Source organism: Clostridioides sp. ES-W-0016-02 (assembly GCF_020641035.1).
Lineage (GTDB): Bacteria > Bacillota > Clostridia > Peptostreptococcales > Peptostreptococcaceae > Clostridioides.
The window spans coordinates 3,454,313-3,478,373 of sequence record NZ_CP061361.1 but is presented as its reverse complement, the minus strand read 5'-3'; the positions used below and the strand labels follow the sequence as shown (position 1 = coordinate 3,478,373).

Annotated in this window: 19 protein-coding genes and 1 riboswitch; of the genes, 16 read left to right on the top strand and 3 right to left on the bottom strand. The window is 28.3% G+C overall.

Going from position 1 to position 24,061, the window contains the following annotated elements:
* The first annotated feature begins 6 nt into the window (after positions 1-6).
* From IC758_RS16210 to IC758_RS16185, 6 genes are all read left to right on the top strand, one after another.
* Positions 7-2,607, top strand: coding sequence for an alpha-mannosidase (locus IC758_RS16210; RefSeq protein WP_227851205.1), 2,601 nt, complete (start codon positions 7-9; stop codon positions 2,605-2,607).
* Positions 2,608-3,010: 403 nt separating this feature from the next.
* On the top strand, positions 3,011-3,343 hold the full coding sequence (locus IC758_RS16205) for a winged helix-turn-helix transcriptional regulator (RefSeq protein ID WP_227433914.1): 333 nt from the start codon (positions 3,011-3,013) through the stop codon (positions 3,341-3,343).
* 124 nt (positions 3,344-3,467) lie between these two features.
* Positions 3,468-4,766, top strand: coding sequence for a cytochrome c biogenesis protein/redoxin (locus IC758_RS16200; protein WP_227433915.1), 1,299 nt, complete (start codon positions 3,468-3,470; stop codon positions 4,764-4,766).
* A gap of 93 nt (positions 4,767-4,859) precedes the next feature.
* The gene (locus IC758_RS16195) at positions 4,860-6,242 is read left to right on the top strand and encodes a dihydrolipoyl dehydrogenase family protein (RefSeq protein ID WP_227433916.1); all 1,383 of its coding nucleotides are present in this window, start codon (positions 4,860-4,862) and stop codon (positions 6,240-6,242) included.
* Positions 6,243-6,477: 235 nt separating this feature from the next.
* A complete protein-coding gene (locus tag IC758_RS16190; RefSeq protein ID WP_227433917.1) occupies positions 6,478-7,191 on the top strand; it encodes a DUF434 domain-containing protein in 714 nt (237 codons plus the stop codon).
* Between the two features lie 81 nt (positions 7,192-7,272).
* Positions 7,273-8,142 carry a L,D-transpeptidase family protein gene (locus IC758_RS16185; protein ID WP_227433918.1) on the top strand — a complete coding sequence of 290 codons (870 nt, stop codon included), beginning with the start codon at positions 7,273-7,275 and terminating at the stop codon, positions 8,140-8,142.
* 148 nt (positions 8,143-8,290) lie between these two features.
* Here the strand turns inward: IC758_RS16185 and IC758_RS16180 are convergent, their stop codons facing one another.
* On the bottom strand, positions 8,291-9,436 hold the full coding sequence (locus IC758_RS16180) for an iron-containing alcohol dehydrogenase (protein ID WP_227433919.1): 1,146 nt from the start codon (positions 9,434-9,436) through the stop codon (positions 8,291-8,293).
* Positions 9,437-9,699: 263 nt separating this feature from the next.
* Entirely contained in the window at positions 9,700-10,476 is a 777-nt protein-coding gene (locus IC758_RS16175; RefSeq protein ID WP_227433920.1) for an IclR family transcriptional regulator, read from the bottom strand.
* A 568-nt stretch (positions 10,477-11,044) separates the two neighbouring features.
* Between IC758_RS16175 and IC758_RS16170 the strand changes: the two genes are divergently transcribed.
* The 8 genes from IC758_RS16170 to IC758_RS16135 all read left to right on the top strand — a co-directional run bounded on the left by IC758_RS16170 (position 11,045) and on the right by IC758_RS16135 (position 19,580).
* Positions 11,045-12,019, top strand: a complete 975-nt coding sequence (locus tag IC758_RS16170; RefSeq protein WP_227433921.1) for a 2-keto-3-deoxygluconate permease — start codon at positions 11,045-11,047, stop codon at positions 12,017-12,019.
* A 77-nt stretch (positions 12,020-12,096) separates the two neighbouring features.
* Positions 12,097-12,402 (top strand): UxaA family hydrolase, encoded by a 306-nt coding sequence (locus tag IC758_RS16165; protein ID WP_227433922.1) that lies wholly within the window; start codon positions 12,097-12,099, stop codon positions 12,400-12,402.
* Positions 12,403-12,554: 152 nt separating this feature from the next.
* Complete coding sequence (locus tag IC758_RS16160; protein WP_227433923.1) at positions 12,555-13,715, top strand: UxaA family hydrolase; 1,161 nt, start codon at positions 12,555-12,557, stop codon at positions 13,713-13,715.
* Positions 13,716-13,767: 52 nt separating this feature from the next.
* Positions 13,768-14,670 carry a fumarylacetoacetate hydrolase family protein gene (locus tag IC758_RS16155; protein WP_227433924.1) on the top strand — a complete coding sequence of 301 codons (903 nt, stop codon included), beginning with the start codon at positions 13,768-13,770 and terminating at the stop codon, positions 14,668-14,670.
* Positions 14,671-14,753: 83 nt separating this feature from the next.
* Positions 14,754-15,647, top strand: coding sequence for a dihydrodipicolinate synthase family protein (locus IC758_RS16150; RefSeq protein ID WP_227830910.1), 894 nt, complete (start codon positions 14,754-14,756; stop codon positions 15,645-15,647).
* A 122-nt stretch (positions 15,648-15,769) separates the two neighbouring features.
* A riboswitch (cobalamin riboswitch) is annotated at positions 15,770-15,950 on the top strand.
* A 202-nt stretch (positions 15,951-16,152) separates the two neighbouring features.
* The gene (locus tag IC758_RS16145; RefSeq protein WP_227835653.1) at positions 16,153-17,283 is read left to right on the top strand and encodes an ABC transporter substrate-binding protein; all 1,131 of its coding nucleotides are present in this window, start codon (positions 16,153-16,155) and stop codon (positions 17,281-17,283) included.
* A 72-nt stretch (positions 17,284-17,355) separates the two neighbouring features.
* Complete coding sequence (locus IC758_RS16140; protein ID WP_227860591.1) at positions 17,356-18,381, top strand: FecCD family ABC transporter permease; 1,026 nt, start codon at positions 17,356-17,358, stop codon at positions 18,379-18,381.
* Between the two features lie 2 nt (positions 18,382-18,383).
* Positions 18,384-19,580: an ABC transporter ATP-binding protein gene (locus IC758_RS16135; protein WP_227482007.1), complete on the top strand. Its 1,197-nt coding sequence runs from the start codon at positions 18,384-18,386 to the stop codon at positions 19,578-19,580.
* A 174-nt stretch (positions 19,581-19,754) separates the two neighbouring features.
* Here the strand turns inward: IC758_RS16135 and IC758_RS16130 are convergent, their stop codons facing one another.
* On the bottom strand, positions 19,755-20,480 hold the full coding sequence (locus IC758_RS16130; RefSeq protein ID WP_227824368.1) for a pentapeptide repeat-containing protein: 726 nt from the start codon (positions 20,478-20,480) through the stop codon (positions 19,755-19,757).
* A 425-nt stretch (positions 20,481-20,905) separates the two neighbouring features.
* Between IC758_RS16130 and nrdE the strand changes: the two genes are divergently transcribed.
* Positions 20,906-23,005 (top strand): class 1b ribonucleoside-diphosphate reductase subunit alpha, encoded by a 2,100-nt coding sequence (gene nrdE / locus IC758_RS16125; RefSeq protein ID WP_227482009.1) that lies wholly within the window; start codon positions 20,906-20,908, stop codon positions 23,003-23,005.
* A gap of 12 nt (positions 23,006-23,017) precedes the next feature.
* Positions 23,018-23,989, top strand: a complete 972-nt coding sequence (gene nrdF, locus IC758_RS16120; RefSeq protein ID WP_227433931.1) for a class 1b ribonucleoside-diphosphate reductase subunit beta — start codon at positions 23,018-23,020, stop codon at positions 23,987-23,989.
* Positions 23,990-24,061 lie beyond the last annotated feature (72 nt).

Sequence of the window (24,061 nt, the reverse complement as noted above, 5' to 3'; positions counted from 1 at the left end):
GCATAAATGATAAAAGCACATATTGTTAATCATACACACTGGGACAGAGAGTGGTATTTTACTTCTGGAGATGCATTAGTACTTAGTGAGCAATTATTTACAGATATAATTGATGAGTTAGAGCGTAATCCAGATGTAAGTTTTGTACTTGATGGACAACTTTCTATTTTGGATGATTATACACAAGTACATAAAGAAAAAATAGAAAGTATTAAAAAATTAATAGAAGAAAAAAGATTATATATCGGACCATGGTTTACACAAACAGATGCATTCTTCGCTAGAGGGGAATCTATTTTAAGAAATTTAATGATTGGAATATTTGAAAGTAAAAAGTATGGTGAGTACATGAAAATCGGGTATTTACCAGATACCTTTGGTTTTAATGCACAGATGCCTATTTTATTAAGACATGTAGGGATTGATAATATTTTCTTTTGGAGGGGTATCCACTTAGGAAAGCAAGTTCAATCACCGTATTTTAAATGGAAAAGTTTAAATGGAGAAAAGTATATATATGCTGTAAATATGCCACATGGATATGGAACTGGTATGCTTTTAGAACCTTCACCAAAGTATGTCAATGGACGATTAGACCCCGCTATTGATTTTATTAAATCATATAGTGATGTAGAAGAGGTATTAATACCTTCAGGAAATGACCAATTAAATATAATAGGTGATTTTAAAAATAAAGTTGAAGAGATTAATAATATTGGAAAGTATTCTTATATAACAAGTTCATATCAAGACTTTTTGAAATATGTAAAATCCATAGAATCATTAGAAAGCTACAGAGGTGAATTTAGAGAACCAGTGCTTGCAAGAATACATAAATCAATTGGTTCTAGTAGAATGGATATAAAATTAGCATGTGATAAACTTGAAAATAAATTAATTAAGAGAATAGAGCCATTACTAGTAATTGCTAAAAAGAGTGGAATAGAAATAAGCAATCAATTATTAATAAACACATGGAAAAAGCTTTTAGAAGGGCAAGCTCATGACAGTTTGGCTGGTTGTGTAACTGATACTGTAACAGATGATATTCTTCACCGTATAAGAGAAGCTAATGAAATCTGTGATAGCATTGAAAATACTATTGTAAAGAAAATTTCAGAAGGGCTTAAGTTATCTCAAAATGATGTATTAGTGTTTAATTCAGAAGCTAAAAGATTTAATGGATATAAAGAAATACAAGTAGTGAGTAATAGTAAAAATATTTGTTTTAAAGAAAATTTAGATGCTACTATAATTGAAGAAACTTACATACAACCAAGAGAAAATGTATTGGAAGAGACACCTGCTGGTAATATATTTATTGAAGAACCAGGTTATTATATACTAAAAGTAAGAATAAATATACAACTTCCTGCACTTGGTTATAAAGTTATTAGTTTTGAAACAAGTAATAAAGAGATGTTGTCACTTAGTGAGTCTAATAATACCTTTATATCTAACGATAAATACAAGGTAATATATAAAGATGGAAGCTTGGATTTACAACTTAAAGATGGAACTTATATATCAAACTTTTTAACTTTAAAAGATAGCGGAAATGCAGGAGATACTTATGATTTCTCACCATTACAAGATGATGACGAGATAGAACTTTTGTTTAATAGTGTTTCGACAAAAAGAACTTTAGGATATGAAAAGATAGTAGTTGAAGGTACAACTTTACTACCACTTACATTGGAAGATAGAAAAGATAAAAATCTCAATGGAAAATTAAATGTAAGAGCTAGCATTATTTTATCAAAAGATAATCCATTGATAGAGGTAAAACTTCATGTCAACAATACAATATGTAATCATAGATTACGTGTTCATGTAAAAACGGATATAAATGATAATAAAAATATAGCATCATTACCATTTGGATATATAACAAGAGAAAATGGGGTTTTAAGTAATTGGGAAAATACTTATAGTGAAATGCCTATAGATTTGGAACCTTTGGAAAGTAATATTACACTTACTAATGATAAGAGAAGTTGTACTGTCTTTACTAGAGGAATAAAGGAGTATCAACATGTCAATGATGAAATAGCGTTGACTTTACTTGCTACTACAGATGAATTAGGAAAACCTGATTTATTATATAGACCAGGACGTGCTTCTGGAGATACCACTAAAAAGGGACATATCAGAATTAAAACTGAAAAGGCACAAATACTTAGAGAAGTAGAGTTTTCATTTGCAATATATATGAGTTCTAAATCTTTTGATGAATCAGAAGTTGCAAGTTTAACTCATAACTATTTGCAAGAATCTATAAATTATCAATTACAGGATTATAACTTCTTTTTATATCGTATAGATAATAAGATTCAAAGGTCAATTGTTGAAAAATCTGTGAACAGAGAGTTAGAGATAATATCTTTACCAGAAAATTATCTTGTATCAGCATGTTATCTTTCTTACTATGATAAAGAGAAGTTTGTAATAAGGTTAGAAAATCCAACAAGTGAGAAGTTGATATTAGATGAGCAAATATTTAAAGATAGAAACGGGAAAGTTATAAATGCAATAGAAGAATTAGAGGAACAACAAATATATGAAATAGCACCTTTTGAAGTTATTTCAATATTATTAGATTTATAAGTGTAAAAGTAAGTTTATCATTTAATAATCTGGCAGATAAATATCTGTCAGATTTTTTAATTTGTATAATTTTGGGTAGATATCAAGGTATGGGTTTGATGTTGTATATAGAAATTATTAAAACAGGATAAAGAACTTAGATAAAGAATTATTATATAAGAGCTAAATTTATTTAATATAGTTAACTTTAATTTTATGTAGTTATAAATATGTAGTTACAAAAAAGTACCCAATTGTGATGCATTTATAAAACTGATATAGTAATTATATGAAACCTCAGAAATATTTTAAAACTAAAATATATATTAACAACCTTAAACTAGTAAATCTCAACACATTTGTAACATTTATAAATTAAATAAAAGCATGTCTTAATAATTAATAAAAAGAAAGAGGAGATAAAATGTATAATATAGATGATATGATATATGACTGTCCAGTAGAGGCATTATCAAGCATATTAGGTAAAAAATGGGTAGCTATAATAATATGGGAGTTACAAAAAGATAAAAAAAGATTTGGAGAATTACAAAGAGCCATTCCAGAATGTAGTAAGAAAATGTTGACTCAACAATTAGATTTTTTAATTGAGCAAGGAATTATAATCAACAATAAAAAATCAATTAATAATATTGTAGAATCAACATATTTTTTAAGTGAGTCAGGGGTACTATTACTTCCTGTTATGGAAAAGATGATTATGTGGAGCAATAATAATTTAAATTGCGATAAGTAAGCTTTTAAATTACTTTTGAATTTACAGTGACTTAATTAGGCTATCGTGAGAATAAAAGTAAAAGCAATAAAAGGACATAATTTTTTATTGTAATAATGTAAATAGAATGAGGAGGAGCTTTAATTTGCAAAATATAAATTTATTTGTGGTATTTATAGAAGGGATATTATCGTTTTTTTCGCCATGTATATTACCAATACTACCTATTTATCTAAGTATACTGTCAAATAGTAGTGTGGAAAATTTAAAAGAAGGAAAAACTAATTTTATAAAAAGTTCTCTATTTAAAAATACTATCTTATTTACTCTAGGAATTTCAACAACCTTTTTTATATTAGGTTCATCAGTAAGAGTATTGAGTATGTTTTTTAATGAGAATAAAGACTTAATAATGTTTATAGGTGGGATTATAATTATTATCATGGGATTGTTTTATATGGGAATAATTAAGTCTTCAATACTAAATAGAGAAAAAAGATTAAATGTAAAGTTTAAAGAAATGAGAGCAATAACAGCATATTTACTTGGATTTACATTTAGTTTTGGGTGGACACCTTGTATTGGGCCAATATTAGCATCTGTATTAGTAATGGTTTCTAGTTCAACTAATCATTTGAATGCAAATCTTTTAATAGTAGTATATACCATTGGATTTATTTTGCCATTTATAATTACAGCTATGTTCTATAGTAAGTTGTTTAAGACTATAGATAAAATAAAATCTAATATGGAAATTATTAAAAAGATAGGTGGAGCTATACTTATAATATCAGGAATATTAATGATGATAAATGGGTTTGAAAGTGTGAGCAAGCATTTTAATGTTCCACAAAAAAATAAAGTTGAAAATAATCAAAGTGTGAATCAAGAAGATAATAAACAAGGAAATTCTAATGGCAATACACAAGAAGAGTCTGGTAACAGGGATAATAAAAAAGAATCTAATAATGAAAATAGTGATAACGGCTCTAATGATGAAGAGAGAATAAAATCTATTGATTTTACTTTAACTGACCAATATGGTAAAACACATAAATTAAGTGATTATGAAGGTAAGGTTGTGTTTTTAAATTTCTGGGCTACATGGTGTCCTCCATGTAAAGAGGAAATGCCTCATATAGAGCAGTTGTACAAGGATTATAAGAAAAATAATGAAGATGTAGTAATTTTAGGTGTAGCATCACCTAATTTAGGTAGAGAAGGTTCAAGAGAACATGTAATTAACTTTTTAAAAGATGAAGGCTATACTTTTCCCGTTGCACTTGATGAAGATGGAGAATTAGCATATCAATATGGAATTAATGCTTTTCCAACTACATTTATAATTGATAAAGAAGGATATGTAACACAGTACATTCCAGGAGCAATGAATAAAGAGACTATGATGTCTTTCATTGAAAATCAAAAAAATAAAAAGTATTAATATAGAAGGTTACAAAAAAGTACCTAATTGTACCACCTAGAAAATCTTGTTATAGTAAGAGTATAAATAACAAAGGAAAGGGTTGAAATTTATATGAAAAAAACATTTGATGCAATAATAATAGGATTTGGAAAAGGTGGAAAGACATTAGCAGGAGATTTAGCTAATAGAGGATTAAAGGTAGCTTTAGTAGAAAAGTCAAATAAAATGTATGGAGGAACATGTATAAATGTAGCATGTATCCCAACTAAAAGCTTAGAAAATTCAGCAAACAATGTAAAAAATATAAACTCTTGGAATGATGCACAAATCGAATATGCAAAAGCTATAGAAAAAAAAGAAACTTTGGTTACAAAGCTTAGAGAAGCTAACTATAATAAATTAAATTCAAATGATAATGTAACTATATTTACAGGAATGGCGACTTTTATTGATGAAAATACAGTAGAAGTAAAAACTGAAAATGAAGTTTATGAATTAGTATCAGAGAAGATATTTATCAATACTGGCTCAAAATCATTTATACCTAATATAAAAGGTATTGAAAACAATAAGATAGTATATAATAGTGAATCTCTTATGAATTTAAGAACCTTACCTAAAAAAATGACAATTATAGGTGCTGGGTTTATAGGTTTAGAATTTGCAGGCATCTATAGTTCCTTTGGAACAGAAGTTACAATATTAAATTCAAATAATGGGATTTTACCAAATGAAGATATTGAAGATTCAGAAGAAATAATAAAATTACTTGAAAAGAGAAATGTAAAAATTATAAATAATGCAAAGGTAAAAGAGATTAAGGAAGTTTCTAATTTAGCTACAGTAGAATATGATATAAATAGTGAATTAAAGGAAATAACAAGTGATATAATACTTGTTGCTACAGGTAGAAAAGCAAATACTGAAGGTTTAGGACTTGAAAATGCAGGCATAGAGTTAAATGAAAGAGGATTTATTAAAGTATCAGATAACCTTAAGACTAATAAAAAACACATATGGGCTATAGGAGATATAAATGGAGGTCCTCAATTTACTTATATATCACTAGATGACTATCGTATAATAATCAATCAATTATTTGGAAATAAGACTAGAACGACTAGTAATAGAAAAAATATACCAAATGCTATATTCATAAGTCCAGCATTTTCAAGAGTTGGTCTTAATGTTAAACAAGCAAAGGAAAAAGGATATGATGTATTAGTAGCAAAGATGCCAGTTGAGGCAATTCCAAGAGCTAAACAAATTGGAAAGACAGATGGATTTATAAAAATCGTAATAGATAAAAATTCCAATAGGATACTTGGTGCTAGCATGATATGTGAAGATTCTAGTGAGATTATACATTTAATTCAGTTAGCCATAGATTTAGAAGTAGAATATACATATTTAAGAGACCGTGTTTATGCACATCCAACTATGACAGAGGCTCTTAATGATGTTTTATCTCCTAATATGATAAAGGAAGTATAGAATAAGTGTAATATATAAATAAAGTCTAAAATTATCATTATAAATAAATTTTAAAGAAAGGATACTATGAGAAGTTACTAATAGTATCCTTTCTTTACATTATAAAGTATAAATATAGTAAAAAAGTAATTATTTTGTATTTAAGAGAGTATTAAAAGGTATAATCTAAATATTGAATAATATAAATGGATAAGATAATATTAGCAAACTTCATATTAAGGCGGTGAAATATTCTATGAATAAAATATCTAAAAGAGGCTTTGATGAGAGTGATAAACGATGGTTTTCAAGTAAAGAACTTGTAAGACTTGTAAAGGCTCAAGAAGAAATAGAATGGTTAATAAATAGAGATTATAAAATAGACCCAGTTGTAACTTTTGTGGGAGATAGATATCAGTTTTCAATAAGACAAAGAGATGCACTAAAGAGAGCAGTATGTACTGATGAAAAAAATAAAATAAGACAATCAAAGATACTTTCCTTAGATAAAATAAATGAAGGAATTATATACATAGATGGTTTTAATTTGATAATAGCTCTAGAAGTAGCATTATCTGGAGGAACTCTAGTCATAGGTAGAGATGGAAATATAAGAGATTTAGCAGGTCTTAGAGGAACATATAAAATTATAGATAAAACAGAAGAAGCTTTAAATCTAATAGGAAAGTTTTTTAATAAATATAAGGCTACAAAAATTAAATTTTACTTAGATGCACCAGTTTCTAATTCTGGAAATCTAAGATATAAGATATTAGAACATGCCAGGGTATGGAAAATTGAAACAGAAGTAGAGCTAGTAAAAAATGCAGATGTTATATTAGAAAAACTTGATAGAGTAGTTAGCAGTGATGCTGTTATAGTTGATAAATGTATAAGTTATTTTAATGTAGCTAGAAGTATAATTGAAGAATATATTAAAGATTGTAATATTGTAAATTTAAATGGATAATAACCTTTAATTATACAGAGTAAGTTTAAAAATAGAAGAACGAATATATATCGAATTTCATAAAGTATTGTAAAAAGACATATGAGAGGATGGGTATGTGTGAAGCTATTTAAAATAAACATTAAAAAATACAGAGCACCTATATATAAATATGCTTTAGTAAATGTAAATTTGAGGTCTGCGAAATCTACAAGTTCAAGTATTATAACTGTAATACCTAAAGGTTCTAAATTAGAGGTTCTAGATGAAGAAGATGATTGGATTAAAGTAATCTACAATTTTCAAGAAGGGTATGTATACAGAGATTTAATATCAGTAAGCGAATATGCTTGGAGTAATTTAAATTTAAGAGAAGATAAGTCTACAACTTCTACTATAATTACAGTAATTCCTGAAAAGTCTAGAGTCGAAGTTCTACAGGTAGAAGGGGACTGGAGTAAAGTTATATATGATGATAAAACAGGTTATGTTTTTAATTATTTCTTGTCAAGTGATGGAAATAAACCTAATGAATTAGATTATAAGTATTTTTACACTGATATGACTAAATTTGTTAATGAAAATAACATTAAAAGTACTAGTGACTATCTAATTACCACAGACCTTAAAAATAAATACACTTATATTTTTAAGAAAGATAATGGAGGTTGGGGTCAATTATATAAATGGGAATGTACTATAGGTAAACCTGAAACTCCAACTATAACAGGTATTTTTTATATAAGTGGGAGAAAACCTTCTTTTGGAACAGATGAGTATTCAGTTAAGTACGCTACTAGAATTAAAGGTGGGTATTATTATCATTCTGTGTTATATAATTCAACAGGAAGTTATATAATAGATGCTAGGCTTGGTGAAGCTCTTAGCCATGGATGTATAAGACTAAGTACAGAAAATGCTAAGTGGATATATGACAATATACCAGACACAACAACAGTTATAATTCATTAAAAATACTATTTATTAATTTTAAAGAGTTTGAAATTAAATTAAAAATATGGATTTAGTTTAGATAATAAGAGAGTGTCTATAATCAAATAAAAATATTTTGAGACACTCCCTTATAAATATACATAATTAATTTATAAGTGTGATTATATTAAGAGATTTTCTTAAATAATTCTATAATTTTGTCTTTATCAAAGAAAACAGGATTGGCTCCAGCACAAGCATCTTTCATAGAATTTTCAGCAAGCAACTCAAAATTAGGATTATCAACACCAACATCTTTTAAAGATTTTGGAATTCCTACCTCTTCTGAAAGAGCTTTTATTTTATCTATTACAAAATCAACACATTCCTTATCTGATTTGCCATGTATATTCATTCCAATGATCTCAGCTATTGGACGGAATTTAGAAGGTGCAGATTTAGCATTTTCTTCTTCAACTATTGGTAGCAACATAGCATTACATACTCCATGAGGTAAATCATATAAACCTCCTAATTGATGAGCCATAGCATGTACATTTCCAAGACCTGCATTACTAAAAGCAATTCCATTTAGAAAACAAGCATAACACATTTGTTCTCTAGCATCTATATCATTACCATCTTTAACAGCTCTAGGAAGATATTCAAATATCTGCTTTATAGAATATAGCGCAGTTGAATCTGTAACATCATAAGCTCCATTAGCCACTACAGCTTCTATAGCATGAGTCAGTGCATCCATACCAGTAGCTGCTGTCAAATTAGCTGGCTTACTAATCATTAATTCTGGGTCATTAACTGTCATTGTAGCTAGTGCATTTGTATCAACCATTATCATTTTTACATGCCTATCTTCATCCGTTATAACATAATTTATTGTAACTTCAGCTGATGTACCAGCAGTAGTAGTTATAGCAACTATAGGAAGACATTTTTTAGAAGTTTTATTTACACCTTCATAATCTCTAATGTCACCGCCATTGGTAGCTAATATAGAAATAGCTTTACCACAATCTTGTGGAGAACCACCACCTATAGTTATAACGAAGTCGCAATTTTCTGATTTTAGTATTTCAAGTCCATTATTGACATTAGTCACAGTTGGGTTTGGTTTAACTTCATCATAAATAGCAAAGTTCACACCTATTTGAGACAACATATCTGTTACTTTTTTTACAGTACCATTTGAAGTTAGAAATTTATCGCTAACGATAAATGCTTTTTTAGTGCCTAAGGATTTAATTGAGTCTTTAGATTCAATAAGACACCCTTTTCCAAGTAAGTTTATTGGTGGTACATAATAGATACTCATAGTTAAAATCTCCTTTTTTGAATTAATTTTTATGTACAATATACATACCTACAATAGTCTTATACTAATTCACATATTAGATATTGGTTTTTGAGGTTAAAATATATATCGTGAGTTTTTATATAAGAACTAAGTTCGTAATTACGATTATGATTAGAATTTAACATAGTATTTTTATCATGTCAATAAAAATATTAAAAATAAAAAAGAGCATAAAAAAACAAAGTTGCTGTAATTAAGTCAGCAACTTTGTTTTTATCAATCTAATTTATTATAATATCTTCATTACGTTCTTCCATCATAGATTGAATATTTTTTTGTGCATTTAGAAGTAATTTTTTTATCAGTTCTATTTTTTCTTCACTAGACCTAAAAAGTGGAAGTGTTACGCTAACAGCGGCCCTTATACATCCGTTTTTTCTTATTGGTACAGCAAGGCATTTTAGGTATTCCATTGATTCTTCACATTCTGAAGCTATTTGAGTTTCACGAACTTCAAGAAGCTGGTCATATAAAATATCAAAGTCAGTAATTGATTTTTTTGTAAATCCTTTTAATCCGTCTGGATATAAATTTATTAGTTTTTCCTTATCAAAATCACATAAAAGTGCTTTACCAAGACCTGTACAATTAGCAGGTATCTTTTTACCAACATAAGAAATAAGTCTAATTGGCTCTGGAGAGTCAACTTTTCCAATATAAAGAACTTCGTTATTGTCGAGTATACCAAGTTGACAAGTTTCAGAACAAGAATTAACTATATTAGTCATTTCATCAATTATGTAGTTAAAAATAGTTCTTTTCTCAAAAAACGAAGACCCCAATGTGTAAGAACGTATACCTATGGAATATTTAGATGTATTTTTATCAATAGTAATGTATTTTCTAGCATTAAGTGTATGAACTATAGGAAAGATACTACTTTTTGGAGCATTGATAGCATCTGCTATTTCTGTAAGAGTATATCCATTCTCAGATTCAGCTAATGCTTCTAAAATATCTAATATCCTAGCTGTTGGGCGATGATTATCTGAAGTCATAAATTTCCCCCTATCTTTGTTAATTTAAAGTGTTAGAATATGTTGATTTTAGCATACTGTGTGATAATTTACAATGTAGAAATAAAATATATGACAGTATGTGCAAATAAGCTTTAATTATAAATATTTATAGATGATTTTTTTGATGAAAATTCATACTAAAAACTTGAAATAATTTCCAAAATATACCTGAGAAAGTGAACTGTATTTAGCTATATAATTTAAGATAAGACAATAATAATCGTATTTTATATAAAAATATCGAAATATTGTGAATTTAGATTATATAAATTGGGATATATAGATGTGAAATGAGAAAAATTACTTTTTATATTTTGCATATAATGAAGATAATTGCTAACTATTGCTATATTATCAGATAATTTGAAAAAATTTTGACAAAAATTTATTTTTTTTATTGACTCATAATTGGGAAAATGCTATCATTAATTCAAAGATTCGTAAATAAAAACTTAGTTCTTAAATACGAACCGAAACGGCCGTTAAAATTAAAGCTAAAAAATTTAATACAAGTAATTAAATATCATGTTTTAGGAGGAGTAACTTTATGATAATGGATTTTATTAAAAAAATTCCTGCAGGTATGATGATAGTTCCAATGTTTATAGCAGCTTTCATTAATACATTTTGCCCAGATATTGTACAAATAGGTTCATTTACAACAGCAGTATTCTCAAGTGTTGGCTCTGCAACTATAATAGGGGTTCAACTAGTATGTCTTGGAACTCAGCTTCAATTTAAAGAAATGCCAAAAGTATTAAAAAGAGGAGGAATACTTCTTGGTTCTAAATTTGCTATAGGTGCTTTAATAGGCATACTTATAGGAAAATTATTTGGAATGGATGGAGTATTAGGTCTTACAACTTTGGCAGTTATAAGTGCAGTTACAAATAGTAATGGTAGTATATATCTTTCATTAATGACTTCATATGGAGATGAAACAGATTGTGCAACTATGAGTTTACTTACTTTGAATGATGGTCCATTTTTTACATTGATAGCTCTTGGGACTTCAGGACTTGCAAATGTTCCATTAATGTCATTATTAGCTGCAATCGTACCAATACTTGTTGGTATGATAATAGGTAATTTTGACAAAAAGATGAAAGAATTTTTAGAACCAGGATGTAATTTATTAGTACCCTTTGTAGGTTTTGCACTTGGAAGTAGCATAAATCTTGCAAGTATATTAAAAGGAGGACTATCTGGAGTATTACTTGGATTAATATCTGTGTTTGTAGGAGGTGTATTTATAGTATTCTGTGATAGATTTATAGGTAAACGTCCAGGGTATGCAGGATGGGCTGTAGCTACAACTGCAGGGAATGCAATTGCTGTTCCTGCTGCTGTTGCATTAGTTGATCCAACATGGCAACCATATGTTGCAACAGCTACAACTCAAGTAGCAGCTGCAGTAGTTGTTACTGCAATATTAGTTCCTCTTATAACTAGCTGGTGGGCCAAGAAATATGGATGTCCTAAATTCCCAAAACAAAAAGATGATGGGACAATAGTAGCCTGATGAATACAGATATATAATTGCTAAGATGATTTTGTATATTAATAAAATTATATTATTTATAAAGGAGAATAAAGATAATGATAAATGCAGTGATAATTGATGAAAAAGATAATGTTGCAGTGGCTATTGAGGCAATATCTAAGAATAGTGAAATTAATTTTAAATTAAAAGATAAAACAATAAAGACAATAACAGCTTTAGATGATATAACTATTTATCATAAATTGGCTATAAAGGATATGGCTGAGGGAGATAAAGTTACTAAATATGGAGAACACATAGGAGAAGCTAATCAAGAAATAAAAATTGGTCAACATGTACATATTCACAATGTTAAAAGTGTTAGAGAAGATTTAGATAAACAAATTGTATCGAACATATAAAGTAACATTTATAATTCAATAAAAGTTATATTTAGTATTAAATGATTAAATAAGTAGGATTATAGTTATCTAATTAGCAATAAGAATAAAATTTATAGTACAAGAAAATCAAATAAAGTATGATAAATAGACTATTTTAGGAGGAAATCAATATGAAATTTTATGGATATAAAAGACCAGATGGAAGAGTTGGCATAAGAAATCACATATTAATATTACCTACAAGTGTGTGTGCATCAGATACAACGAGAATTATAGCCTCACAAGTTCAAGGAGCTGTTACTTTTAATAATCAAAATGGCTGTTCTCAAGTAAGTTCAGACCAACAATTAACTATGGATGTTATGGCTGGATATGCAGCAAATCCTAATGTATATGGTGTGATAGTTGTGTCTTTAGGTTGTGAAAATTGTCAAAATGACTTGGTAGTTGATGCAATAAAAGAGAGAACAAATAAACCAATAAAGACTCTTGTAATACAAGAAGAACATGGAACTTTAAAAACTATAGAAAAAGCTGTTCGTTATGCTAGAGAAATGGCACAAGAAGCTTCTATACTTAGAAAAGAAGAATTCCCAATATCTGAACTTATATTAGGGACTGAATGTGGTGGGTCTGACCCAACAAGTGGGCTAGCTGCTAATCCGCTAATAGGAGAATTAAGTGATAGACTTGTTGATTTAGGGTCTACTTCAATTTTAAGTGAAACTACTGAATTTATAGGAGCAGAACATATATTAGCTAGAAGAGCAGTAAATGAAGAAGTAAAAGAAAAAATACTACATATAGTACATAGATATGAAAATTCATTAAAATTAGTTGGAGAAGAAGTTAGAGAAGGAAATCCATCTCCTGGAAATATAGCCGGTGGACTTACAAGTTTGGAAGAAAAATCACTAGGCTGTATACACAAAGGTGGGCACAGAGTAATAAGTGAAGTATATGATTATGCAAAGCAAATTGATAAGAAGGGTCTTGTAATAATGGATACACCAGGAAATGATGCCTCATCTGTTGCGGGTATGGTTGCAGGAGGAGCTCAAGTAGTAGTATTTAGTACAGGGAGAGGGACTCCATCAGGAAATCCAATAGCTCCAGTAATAAAAATAACTGGAAATAAAATAACTTTTGCAAATATGGAAGATAATATGGATTTTGATGCTAGTCCAGTTATATATGGACCACAGACAATGGAAGAATTGACAGATGATTTATTAAATCTAGTTGTAGATGTAGCAAATGGTAAGCAATCAAAAGCAGAATCACTTGGATATACTGAAATGGCAATAGCTAGAGTATGTAATTATGTATAAAATATAAGACTTAAAAAAGTATGCACTTAGAATTTTACTAAAGGGTGATAGTATGAAGTTTGTTAGTTTTAGTAGTATAGAAGATACATCTAAAAAGGTAGGAATTCTCTCAAAGGATGAATTGTTTGTTATTGATGTCAATTCCATAAGTCTTAGCAAATTTTTTATAGATGTAAATGATTTAATTCAAGGTATATCTCAGGATGATATTATTAAGTTAAAAAATATTATAAGTGAAGAATCATTTAATGACTATAATGTTTTTAAAAAAGAGGAGTGCACTATACATGTTCCTATAGAAAAGCCAATACACGATATTTTATGTGTAGGAGTAAACTATAAAGAACATCTTGAAGAAACTCAAACTCATTTTGATAGTAGCTTTGAAGAACCTGAGAAAACAGTCTATTTTACAAAACGTGTGACAAAGGCGATAGGTCCAGAAGATGAGATAGATGCTCACTTTGATATAAATAATCAGTTGGATTATGAGGTTGAACTTGGAGTAGTAATAGGTAAAACAGGTGTTAATATAGAAAAAGAAGATGTAGAAGATTATATCTTTGGTTACACTGTGATAAATGATATTTCTGCTAGAAAGTTGCAAAAAGAACATGTTCAATGGTTTAGGGGAAAGGGATTAGATACATTTACATCTTTAGGGCCATGTATCTTACATAAAAGTGCAGTTTCTTTTCCAGTAAAACTTAATGTATATAGTAGAGTAAATGATGAAGAAAGACAAAATTCTAATACAGAGTTATTCATATCAGATATCTCAGATATAATTTCAGAACTTTCAAAAGGGATGACTTTAGAGGCAGGGGATATTATAGCAACTGGAACACCCTCTGGAGTAGGGATGGGCTTTTCTCCTCCTCTATATATGAATAGTGGAGATGTAATTGAATGTGAGATTGAAAGTATTGGAATATTGAAAAATTATGTTAAGTAAATGTTTTATTATATATAATCTTAAAACATAGGCTATAAGCATATTAAATGAACATATCAAAATAAATTTTAGGAGTTTAAATTATGAAAGCAGAATTTTTGACACCAGTTGTTACAATATTTGATGAAGACGGAAATTTAGATAGAGAAGGAAACAAAAAAGTATATGATTACCTTATAGATGGGGGAGTAGATGGTCTAGTTATAATGGGAAGTACTGGAGAGTTCTTTAATATGTCTATGGATATGCAAAAAGAACTTATAGATTTAGTGGTTAATCATGTCGATAAGAGGGTTAAAGTGTTTATAGGTACAAGTCGTATGTGTGCAGATGAGTCTATAGAACTTTCAAATTATGCACATAATAGTGGAGCAGATGGAGTTATGATAATAAGTCCTTATTATTTCTCGCTTGATGATGATAGTATTGAACTTTTTTATAGTAAGATAGCTGAGAACACAGATGCTGAAATATACCTATATAATTATCCAGATAGAACTGGTTATGATTTAAGTCCAGAACTTACATTAAAGCTTGCAAGAAAGCATGAAAACATAGTTGGATATAAAGATACAGTAACTTTAATGGGACATACTAGAGATTTAATAAATACTATGAAAACAGAGTTCCCAAACTTTAAGATATACAGTGGATATGATGAAAATTTTATACACAACTTAATGTCTGGAGGAGCAGGATGTATAGGAGGATTATCAAATCTAATTCCAGAAGTATGTTCTAAATGGGCTGAAGCTTATAATAATAAGGATATGGATAAAGTTATCGAAATTCAAAAATATATTAATAAAGCAATGGATTTTTATTTAATAACAAATCCATTTATACCAGCAATGAAGAAAGCTATGAATATTAGAGGATTAGAAATAAGTGACTACGTAACTGCTCCATTTATAAAACCAGATGAAAATCAAGTATGTAAAATTAAAACTTTGATGGATGAATTAAATATAAACTAAGAAGATAAAGAGGGTTTTAGATTGATTTTTATAGTCATTTTAAGCCCTCTTTTTGAGTGGATATATTAAATCAACCTTGCAAAGTAATTAACAATAAACTACAATTATCTTAATGAAAAATTAAATGTAAATAATACTAGGGTACTATTTTAGTTTAATAGGGAAAGTGATGTAAATTCACTACAGCCCCCGCTACTGTATACGGATACAAAATCAAATCCACTGAGATTCATAATAATTTTGGGAAGGTTGATGGAGGACAGGCCGTGAGTCAGGAGACCTGCCCAGTATTACATAAATACAATTTAGGGTGGAGATTGTAGTTTATAATAAAATGAGATATCAATTCATTTTTTATAAAATTGATATAGAAGCTTCTCCTTGCTAATTTAGGAGAGGTTTTTTATTTTGCTAAAAAGCTATATTTATAAAATTAATTTTAGTAAAATATTTTTTTAAAATATGTGTAGCCACTCATAAAAAATAAAATAATGGAGTGAAAGTGATGAAATTCAAGTCAAATGTTTTAAAGCAGTTTTTTTTAGTTGTAATGGTAATTTTTTTGGCAGGAGGTATTGTAGGTTGTAGCAAAAAAGACAAAACTAATGAACAAGTTAGTAATGGGAAAAAATTAGAATTAAAATATGCAAGTGGATTTAGTGTTGAGAATTTAGAAGATGGAATTAAAAAGGTTGTTGATGGAGATAATAGAGAACTAATTTTGATTCCTAAAAAGATAAAAATACCTGAAAAATACAAGAATGCAAATATAGTTAGAACACCTGTGGATAATGTATTGATAGCATCTACAACACAAGCTTGTTCTTTAAGGACAATAGGTGAGTTAGATAGTATAAAAGCAGTAACAACAGAAGAACAATATTGGACTATCAAAGAAATTAAAAATTTAATGAAGGATGGGAAGATACATTATGTTGGTTCAAATTTAGCACCAGATTATGAAAAAATAGTAGACTTAAATCCTGACTTGACTATAGTGAGTAGTGGTTTATCAGAAGCGGATACAAAATTTATAGATAAATTAGAAGAATTGGGACTTAACTATGTTGTAGATAATGAATATAAGGAACAAAATCCATTTGGAAGAATGGAGTGGACAAGCTTGATAGCTGCATTTTATGATAAAGAGGATACAGCTGCTAGTGAATTAGATAAAACAGTACAAAAAATAGAAGAGGTTAGTAAAAAAATAAAAAACAAAAGTAAACCTAAAGTTGTATGGGCATCTGTATATGAAGGTAATGCTTATATAGCACCTAAAAATTCATATGTAGATAATATGATAAACATGGCAGGTGGAATAAATGCTTGTGCTTCAATCGATTCAAATGAAGGGCGAGTAAGTATTGAGCAATTACATGAAGTGGCAAAAGATGCAGATATATTTGTATATTCATCAAGTTCAGATTATGCACCAAATTTAGAGTCTATAAAATCTAGTGCACCAGTGTTATCTGATTTAGATGTTGTCAAAAATGGAAATTTATGGGTGTTTGCTCCGGATTATTATCAATCAGTGGATAAGACAGATGAATTAATAGTGGATTTAGTTGAAATATTTCACCCAGGTACTACAGGTGAAAAGATTAAGCATTATATAAATTATGATAAATAATAAATAAGATTAAATTAACAAGAAAACTTTATAAATTTGAGTTAATCTAGTTTTATTAAGAGGAGTATATAGATGGACTTTACCAATAAAAACAGAATTAAAAATACTACTATATTTATAATCTTAATTGTAGGTATAATACTTACTTTTTTGATATGTGTAGCATTTGGTTCTGTAAAAATCGAATTTAAAGAAATAATAGATGTTGTATTAAGAGGAATGGATAGTACAGAACACTATAAAATAATTTATAATATAAGGATTCCTAGAGTCCTTGCAACTATGGTGGGAGGTGCATGTTTAGCAGTATCTGGTATTTTACTACAGATATTTTTTAAAAACCCAATAGTTGAACCATATATATTAGGGGTGTCTTCAGGAGCGACTTTATCAGTAGCACTTATGATTTTAGGAGGATATACATTAGGATTTGAAAGTATAAATTCAATGAGTATATTTATAGCAGCATTTGTAGGAGCTTTAATTGTAATGTCTATAGTTATTCTATTTGCCAGCAAAGTAAAAAATATAACAACACTTTTGGTGATAGGAATTATGACTGGCTATGTATGTAGTGGAATTACAAATATATTACAATCATTTGCAAATAATGAAAAATTGAAGGAATTTACTATGTGGTCTATGGGTAGTTTTTCCGGATTTACATGGGAAAAAGTAGAAATACTTATGATAGTTGGGATATTAGGTCTTTTGATGACTATATTCATAATAAAACCTCTAAATGCTTTTTTACTAGGAGAAGAATATGCAAAGAGTATTGGTGTAAATATAAAATTTTTTAGATTTTTGGTAGTATTTATATCAAGTATACTAGCGGCAATAGTATCAGCATTTGCAGGTTCTATAGGATTTATTGGTCTTGCAGTACCACAAATCTCAAAATTGATATTTAAAACATCAGACAATAGAGTATTGGTACCAGTAGTAATTCTTTTAGGAAGTATAGTTACAGCTCTTTGTGATTTAGTATCCAGAGTAATTTTGTCACCAATAGAATTGCCAATAAGTGCAATAACTTCATTACTAGGTGCTCCAATTGTAATAATGTTATTGATGAAAAGGAAGGATAGGGCTTAGACATGTTGAAAACTAATAATTTAAGTGTTGGATATGATAAAAAAGTGGTTGTAAGTGATATAAACATAGAGGTGAAAAAAGGAGAAATATTATGTCTTTTGGGAAGCAATGGAGCTGGAAAAACTACTATATTAAGGTCTCTATCTAAACTTATAACACCGATAAAAGGAGAAATATATTTAAATGATATGGATGTAAGGCATATATCCAGAAAGACATTATCTAAAATGATGGCTTTAGTACTTACAAATAGATTATTAGGAGATTTAATGACTGTACAAGATGTAGTTAATATGGGGAGATATCCTTATACAGGATTTTTTGGAAATCTCTCTAAAAAAGATTTAATGATGGTGGATGATTCATTAAAATCTGTAAATGCCATTCATTTAAAAAAAAGATATTTTGATGAACTTAGTGATGGTGAAAAACAAAAGGTCTTGGTTGCAAGAGCATTAGTTCAAGAGCCAGAAATAATAATATTAGATGAACCTACAACCCATTTAGATATAAAGCATAGATTGGAACTTATGAACATACTAAAAAAATTAAGTAAGGAAAAATCAATATCAGTAATACTTTCATTACATGAAATAGATATAGCACTAAAAAGTTGTGATAAGGTTGCTCTTGTAAAAAATAACAAAGTTATAGCTTATGGTCAGCCAGAAGATATGGTAGACGAAAATATGATAAATTCACTCTATGAATTAGAGGATAAAAATTTTAATAGTTTATTAGGTGCAGTAGAAATTAGCAATAAATCAAAAAATGAAGTTTTTATAATTGGTGGAGGCGGTAAAGCAACACCAATCTACAGAGCTTTTACTAAAAGAGGTATAGGTATATATTCTGGCATAATACATGAAAATGATATTGATTATGAAATTGGTAGGACTATGGGCATAAAGTTGTTTACAGAAAAGCCATTTGAGTCAATAAGTGATGAAAGTTTCGATTTGGCTATTAGAAATTTAAATAATTCTAAGATTATAATAGACACAGGATTTAGCGTAGGAGAAACTAATAAAAGAAATATAGATATTATAAAAGAGGCTTTAAAAATAAATAAAAAAGTTTATTCATTTAGAAATAAAAGTGAGAGTAATAAGTATTATAAGAGTCTGAGTAATAATATAGAATATGTAGATAAAGTTTCTAAAATGGTGGATAGTATTGATATAAATAATTTACTGTAAATTGTAACTTATGGCATATTTAGAAATGATAAAATATATAAAAGAGTATCATAAGGAGATTTTTAAAGTGCATTTTTTAAATCTCTAGATACTCTTTTTTAGAAAATATTTATTTAGTAATACATTTTTTTATTGTGTATTTTCAATTACACACTTCAATAAAAAAATAATACTTTACAGATAACCAACAGCTTCTTCTCTAGTTAAAAAAAAGTGAATTCCTGTAGTTGATTCTTTCCATCTATTTTCATGAAAATTTTCAGCTACCACCATTTCTCCTACTCTATATATAAAATTTTCATCAGCATATGCACGAGCAGTTTTAAAAGATTCTTTGCCATCTATACTTGTAATCGACAGTACTTTTGCTTTATCACATCTACAAGCATTTGATGTAGCAGATACTCTTTTTGCGTCACTTGGTATTAATAATTGTACCATTCTAAAATTAAAACATTTTTTATAGCCTATAAACGCTCCTGTTTCAGGACAGTATAATTTAAAAAAACGAGTACTTTCATCTGATATTACTCCATCCAATGTAGCATATTCTAAATTAGAATTTTCTAGATTAGTACCTCTAATATCTGAGTTAGATAAATTACAAAATCTAAAATTTGCACCACTTAAGTCTGTATTTTTTAATATAGAATTTTTTAATGAACAATCTGAAAAATAAGAATTCTTAAAGCTAGAGTTTTCTAAATCTGCATTTTCTAAATTTAAATTGATAAGGTCAGACCAGGAAAAGTCAATATTACTTAAATAATATCCTCTTAAATCCATATTTTCTAATCTTACTTCTTTTAAATCAGCTCTTTCTCCATCGTTATTATTTTTAAGCCATAAATAATGTTTCTCAAGTGTTTTTTCTAATTCTTGTTTAGAAATAGTTTTCATTAAAATCACCTTCACAAATTTATTTTTATATATTTAGTAGCAAAATAGTCATATATTTAATTATATAACAATGAATAAAAAACTTCTAAATAATATATAAAATATTAAATATATTATTGAAGATTTATTATCTCTAGTAACATATAAACACTGGGTAAACATTTTTATGGTTTTATTTAAAGAATAAAATAATATCAGTAATACAATAATAAAAGTTTAGATATAAAAAAATTTGTGTATATACTATATGTAGTATATAATAGATAAAGCACTAACTATATGTAGTGCTTTTGTTTTTGAAAAATACTTATTATGCCCTATAATTATAGGTTGTTTTTGGAATTTACGCTGATAAATATTAAAAGAAATAATAAGTAAATTAAATGAAATTATAGCACAAGATTATGTTAAAAGGACGGTAAATAATGAATTGGATAGAGCTTAACAATCAAGTGATAATTAAAAATGAACAAGGGAAATATCAACTGGAAAAGGATAAGGAAGCCCTAAGTAGTTACATAGAAGAATTTATAAATCCAAAGTTAAAGAAATTTAATAATCTAGAAGAAAGATTGAAGTATCTAATGGATGAAGGTTATTATTTAGAAGAAGTAATACATAAATATAGCATGGATTTTATTAAAAAGATATACAAACTTATTGAGGAACATAAATTTAAGTTTCAATCATATATGAGTGCAAATAAATTTTATCAAAATTATGCATTAAAAAGTAATGATGGAAAAGAGATATTAGAAACATATAATGAAAAAGTATTAATTGTAGCTTTAACATTAGGAAATGGTGATGAGAGTCTAGCTTTAAACTTGGCAGACAAAATAGTAAAACAAGAATTTCAACCAGCTACACCTACATTTTTAAATGCTGGAAGAAAGAGAGCAGGAGAAATGGTATCATGTTTTTTACTATCTGTAGAAGATAGCACAGAAGGTATTTCATATGCGATATCTTCATCAAATCATTTATCAAAAATAGGTGGAGGAGTTGCGTTAAACTTATCTAAGCTTAGAGCATCAGGTGAATCTATTAAAGATATAGAAGGTGCAGCTGGAGGTGTTGTTGGAGTAGCTAAAATGTTGGAACAATCATTCAGCTATTTTAATCAGATGGGAGCTAGACAAGGTTCTGGTGCAGTTTATCTCACAGTATTTCATCCTGATTTTGAATTATTGATGGATACTAAAAAGATAAATGCTGATGAAAAAATAAGACTTGCTACATTATCGCTGGGAGCTATTATACCTGATAAATTTATGGAGTTAGCAGAAAAAAATGAAGTAGCTTATGCATTTTATCCTCATACTGTGTATAAAAAGTATGGAGTTTACCTTGATGAGATAGAAATGAGTGAGTGGTATGATAGATTAGTTAATGATGAAGATATAAGAAAAAAAGAAATAAATCCTAGACAAATGTTGACTAAAATAGCACAAATGCAACAAGAAAGTGGATATCCATATGTAGTGTATATAGATACAGCCAATAGGGAACATACATTGAAAGAGGTTGGTATGGTAAAAATGTCTAACTTGTGTTGTGAAATCTTCCAGTATCAAACATCTTCAGAAATAGAAGGCTATGGTGGAGAAAATAAATGGGGTCAAGATATAAGTTGTAATCTTGGTTCTTTAAATATAGCAAATGTTATGGACAATAAAACTATAGAAAGCACAGTTGAGACATCAATAAGAGCATTGACATTTGTAGCAGATAAAACAGACATAAAGCCAGTACCAACTGTAAATAATAGTAATAGCAAATCTCATTCTATAGGATTGGGAGCTATGAATTTGCATGGATACTTAGTAAGAGAAAATATTTTATATACTTCAGAGGATGCTGTAGAGTTTTCTGATGTATTTTTTGCAATGATTAGATATTATTCAATTAAAGCATCTATGAAAATAGCTATAGAAAAAAATCAAACTTTTGAAGGGTTTGAAAAATCAGAATATGCTAAGGGAAGAAAAAGCAAGGTATTATCAAAATACTATGAACAATCTTATCTACCTAAGCTAGAAAAGGTAAAAGCATTATTTGAAGGTATTTATATACCAACAAAAGAAGATTGGACAAAATTATTAGATGAGGTCAAAGAAAAAGGTATATATAATGCATATTTAATGGCAGTAGCCCCAACTCAAAGCATTAGTTATGTCCAAAATGCAACATCAAGTATAATGCCAATTACTGAGCCAGTAGAAGTAAGAACATATGGAGATTCAACCACAATATATCCAATGCCATTTTTAACTAATGAAAATATGTTGTATTATCAATCAGCATATAGAATGGATATGAGGAAAGTTATAGATTTAGTATCAACAGTTCAACAACATGTTGACCAAGGAATATCAACAACATTGTTTGTTACAGATGAAAAGACAACTAGAGATATAGCTAGACATTACATATATGCATATAAAAAAGGTCTTAAAAGTTTATATTACACAAGAACAAAGATGACAAGAGATACTCATGAGTGTCTAGTATGTTCAGTATAGGGAGAGAAATATATGACATTTAAATTACATAAAACACATGATGCAGTTAATTGGAATAAAGAAGAAGATGGATTCACACAGGCTTTTTGGGAACAAAATGTAAAACAATTTTGGCTTCCTGAAGAAATATCTGTCTCTAAAGATATTAAGGTATGGAATGAATTAGATGATAATGAAAAAGACTTATATAAAAAAGTGTTAGGTGGACTGACCTTATTGGATACAAAGCAAGGGAATAATGGAATTCCATCAATGATGGGTTTAACAGATAATCTTCAAAGAAAAGCAGTTTTATCTTTTATGGGTACTATGGAAGAAATACATGCAAAAAGTTATTCTTCCATATTTATGACTTTGCTTTCTAACTCCGAGATAGATGATTTATTTGAATGGATAGAAACAGAGCCAACATTACAACGAAAGGCTGATTTAGTTCTAGCTCAATATGAAAATACTACAAACCAAAAGAATTTATATTTATCAATGGTTACAAGCGTGTTTTTGGAGAGTTTCTTGTTTTATTCAGGATTCTTTTATCCATTGTATCTGTCTGGTCAAGGAAAAATGGTGGCTAGTGGAGAAATAATATCACTTATTCTTAGAGATGAATCTTTACATGGTAAATACATAGGGCTTCTTGCACAAGAGATATACAATTCATTTAATAATACTGATAAGAAAAAATTAGAAGATAAGATGTATTCTATACTTGCTAGTCTTATGGAAAATGAGATAGAGTATACAAATGTAATATATAAAGATAGTGGACTTGAAGAAGAGGTTGTAGATTTTTTGAAATACAATGCAAATAGAGCTTTAGAAAATTTAGGATTTGAAAGACTCTATAATGTAAATGCTATCAATCCAATTGTGTTAAATGGACTTAGTACTGAAACTAAAACACATGATTTCTTTTCAACTAAAGGTAATGGATATCAAAAAGGGGTCTATGAAGAGTTAGAAGATGAAGATTTTATAATATAATTTATTTTATAAAATGTGACACGCTGATGTCACCTTTAGCATGATAATATCAATGTATAAAATGTATATACG

Bases quoted from the DNA above. Each gene is read 5' to 3' on its own strand.
- IC758_RS16165 (WP_227433922.1), top strand. From the start codon at position 12,097: ATGATAAATGCAGTGATAATTGATGAAAAAGATAATGTTGCAGTGGCT.
- IC758_RS16190 (WP_227433917.1), top strand. From the start codon at position 6,478: ATGAATAAAATATCTAAAAGAGGCTTTGATGAGAGTGATAAACGATGG.
- IC758_RS16195 (WP_227433916.1), top strand. From the start codon at position 4,860: ATGAAAAAAACATTTGATGCAATAATAATAGGATTTGGAAAAGGTGGA.
- IC758_RS16150 (WP_227830910.1), top strand. From the start codon at position 14,754: ATGAAAGCAGAATTTTTGACACCAGTTGTTACAATATTTGATGAAGAC.
- IC758_RS16175 (WP_227433920.1), bottom strand. From the start codon at position 10,476: ATGACTTCAGATAATCATCGCCCAACAGCTAGGATATTAGATATTTTA.
- IC758_RS16140 (WP_227860591.1), top strand. From the start codon at position 17,356: ATGGACTTTACCAATAAAAACAGAATTAAAAATACTACTATATTTATA.
- IC758_RS16130 (WP_227824368.1), bottom strand. From the start codon at position 20,480: ATGAAAACTATTTCTAAACAAGAATTAGAAAAAACACTTGAGAAACAT.
- IC758_RS16185 (WP_227433918.1), top strand. From the start codon at position 7,273: ATGAGAGGATGGGTATGTGTGAAGCTATTTAAAATAAACATTAAAAAA.
- IC758_RS16155 (WP_227433924.1), top strand. From the start codon at position 13,768: ATGAAGTTTGTTAGTTTTAGTAGTATAGAAGATACATCTAAAAAGGTA.
- nrdF (WP_227433931.1), top strand. From the start codon at position 23,018: ATGACATTTAAATTACATAAAACACATGATGCAGTTAATTGGAATAAA.
- IC758_RS16145 (WP_227835653.1), top strand. From the start codon at position 16,153: ATGAAATTCAAGTCAAATGTTTTAAAGCAGTTTTTTTTAGTTGTAATG.
- IC758_RS16160 (WP_227433923.1), top strand. From the start codon at position 12,555: ATGAAATTTTATGGATATAAAAGACCAGATGGAAGAGTTGGCATAAGA.
- IC758_RS16170 (WP_227433921.1), top strand. From the start codon at position 11,045: ATGATAATGGATTTTATTAAAAAAATTCCTGCAGGTATGATGATAGTT.
- IC758_RS16205 (WP_227433914.1), top strand. From the start codon at position 3,011: ATGTATAATATAGATGATATGATATATGACTGTCCAGTAGAGGCATTA.
- IC758_RS16135 (WP_227482007.1), top strand. From the start codon at position 18,384: ATGTTGAAAACTAATAATTTAAGTGTTGGATATGATAAAAAAGTGGTT.
- IC758_RS16180 (WP_227433919.1), bottom strand. From the start codon at position 9,436: ATGAGTATCTATTATGTACCACCAATAAACTTACTTGGAAAAGGGTGT.
- IC758_RS16210 (WP_227851205.1), top strand. From the start codon at position 7: ATGATAAAAGCACATATTGTTAATCATACACACTGGGACAGAGAGTGG.
- nrdE (WP_227482009.1), top strand. From the start codon at position 20,906: ATGAATTGGATAGAGCTTAACAATCAAGTGATAATTAAAAATGAACAA.